We start from the raw sequence: 1,920 nt of genomic DNA on the forward strand, positions 1-1,920 counted from the left end.
ATGTTCAAACTTCGCCCTGGATGGCGGCTTGCAGGCGCTGTGCTTTCACCTGTTCGCGCCGCATGGGGAGAATTCTTTCAATAACTGACCGCATTCTTCGGCCATTACGCCGCCCAGCAACACGGTATGGTGGTTCAGCTTTTCCTGTTCGAACAGGTTCACCACCGAGCCGCAGGCCCCGGTCTTGGGGTCGGCCGCGCCATAGACCACCCGCGCCAGGCGCGCGTGCATCATGGCGCCGGAACACATGACGCAGGGTTCCAGCGTCACATACAGTTCGCAACCGGGCAGCCGATAATTGCCCAGCTTTTCGGCGGCACGGCGCAGCGCCATGATCTCGGCATGGGCGGTGGGATCATGCTTGCCGATGGGCTGGTTGAAGCCACTGGCGATGACCACGCCATCCTTGACCACCACCGCCCCCACCGGTACCTCGCCCAGCGCCCAGGCGTTATTGGCCTGGTCGAGCGCGGCCCGCATGTGGCGCAGGTCGGCCTCGGTGATGGCTTGCGGGAGCACAGCGCCGTCCATCAATCCGCCGTGATCTCGGCCCAGCAATTGGGCGTTTCGTGCAGCACCAGCTTTTGCAGGTGCAGGCCGGTACCGTAGCGGTCCTTGTAGGCCGCCTTGAGGATGGCGAAGGCTTCACGGGCCAGGTTTTCCACGGTCGGGATGCTGCCGATGATGACCGTCTTGTGGCCCGGCAGGCTGGCCAGGAAGTCGCGCACCGGCGTGTCCTTTTCGTAGACCAGGAAAGCATGGTCCCAGACATCGACCAGATGCTCCTTGGCCAGGGCCTTGATGTCGGAAAAGTCCATGATCATGCCGTTGTCGGAATTGCCCTCAATGTCGATGACCGCGCCGGTCAGGGTGATTTCCAGCGTATAACGGTGGCCGTGCAGGTTGCGGCACTGGCTCTTGTGGTCGGGGATGCGGTGGCCGGCATCGAATTCGAGTTTGCGGGTAATGGTGAGCATGAATGTTTCTTCTTAGAGGCCCGCCGCGACAGGCGTGCGGCGGGCTTGGCGTATGTCATTGTAATCATGCGGCAAGCAGCCACATGAAGAATAATTCAAGGAATATTGAGCAGCTTGTGGCTCTGGATGCTCAGTTTCCACTTGGGATTGTGCTTGACCATCTCGATGGCCAAGCGCGTGTTGGCAGCGGCCTGCGGGCCATCCATCGGTTGCAGCAGGAAGTGCTGGAAATCCAGCGTTTCATAGTGCGCCAAAGGCTGGCCGGCTTGCGGCACCACCACTTTCAGTTCGCTGCCGCGCGTGACCTTGAGCTCCGCCCCCATCTTGGGGCTCACGCAGATCCAGTCCACGCCCTCCGGCACGGCAATGGTGCCATTGGTTTCGATGGCGATCTCGAAGCCAATCGCGTGCATGGCCGCAATCAGGGCCGCATCCAGTTGCAGCAATGGCTCGCCGCCGGTGAAGACCACGTATTTGCTGGGCGCATAGGTGGCCGGCCAGAGGCTGTCGATCTTGGCCGCCAGTGCCTCAGCGGACTTGAACTTGCCGCCGTTCTCGCCATCGGTGCCGACGAAGTCGGTATCACAGAACTGGCAGATGGCGCGGGCGCGGTCTTCTTCGCGGCCGGTCCACAGGTTGCAGCCGGAAAAACGGCAGAACACCGCCGGGCGACCGGCGTGCGTGCCCTCGCCCTGCAAGGTATAGAAGATTTCTTTGATGCTGTAAGTCACGATAAGGGATAGCCGGCCGGGCAGCCGCAAACAGAAAGGGTCGGACGACGCCAGCACCGGCGTAAGACTAAGTCACTGATATTGCAGCCGATTTTGCTGGCGTCCAGGGGCAGTATTATAGCCGGTCGGCGCCTTCATTGGAACTCATGAACGCTCATTGATCCTCGTCCAGCATCAGGCCCCGGCGCCGGCAGGTCCAGCTTCAGCCCCAG

Annotated in this window: 2 protein-coding genes and 1 pseudogene; all 3 read right to left on the minus strand. The window is 61.5% G+C overall.

Annotation, left to right across the window (positions count from 1 at the left end):
* Positions 1-4 precede the first annotated feature (4 nt).
* The 3 genes and pseudogenes from tadA to queE all read right to left on the minus strand — a co-directional run bounded on the left by tadA (position 5) and on the right by queE (position 1,708).
* Positions 5-531, minus strand: a pseudogene (gene tadA, locus I5W_RS21760) (tRNA adenosine(34) deaminase TadA).
* Positions 531-977, minus strand: a complete 447-nt coding sequence (queD, locus tag I5W_RS21765) for a 6-carboxytetrahydropterin synthase QueD (protein WP_013234189.1) — start codon at positions 975-977, stop codon at positions 531-533. The pseudogene tadA and the gene queD overlap by 1 nt, the downstream one beginning before the upstream one ends.
* Before the next feature lie 95 nt (positions 978-1,072).
* Positions 1,073-1,708: a 7-carboxy-7-deazaguanine synthase gene (gene queE, locus I5W_RS21770; RefSeq protein ID WP_044530804.1), complete on the minus strand. Its 636-nt coding sequence runs from the start codon at positions 1,706-1,708 to the stop codon at positions 1,073-1,075.
* Positions 1,709-1,920: the final 212 nt, after the last annotated feature.

The sequence above is a fragment of the Herbaspirillum sp. B65 genome (assembly GCF_000333555.1).
Taxonomy (GTDB): domain Bacteria; phylum Pseudomonadota; class Gammaproteobacteria; order Burkholderiales; family Burkholderiaceae_D; genus Herbaspirillum; species Herbaspirillum rubrisubalbicans.

Excerpts from the sequence above, each read along its gene's own strand:
- queD (WP_013234189.1), bottom strand. The coding sequence starts at position 977 with ATGCTCACCATTACCCGCAAACTCGAATTCGATGCCGGCCACCGCATC.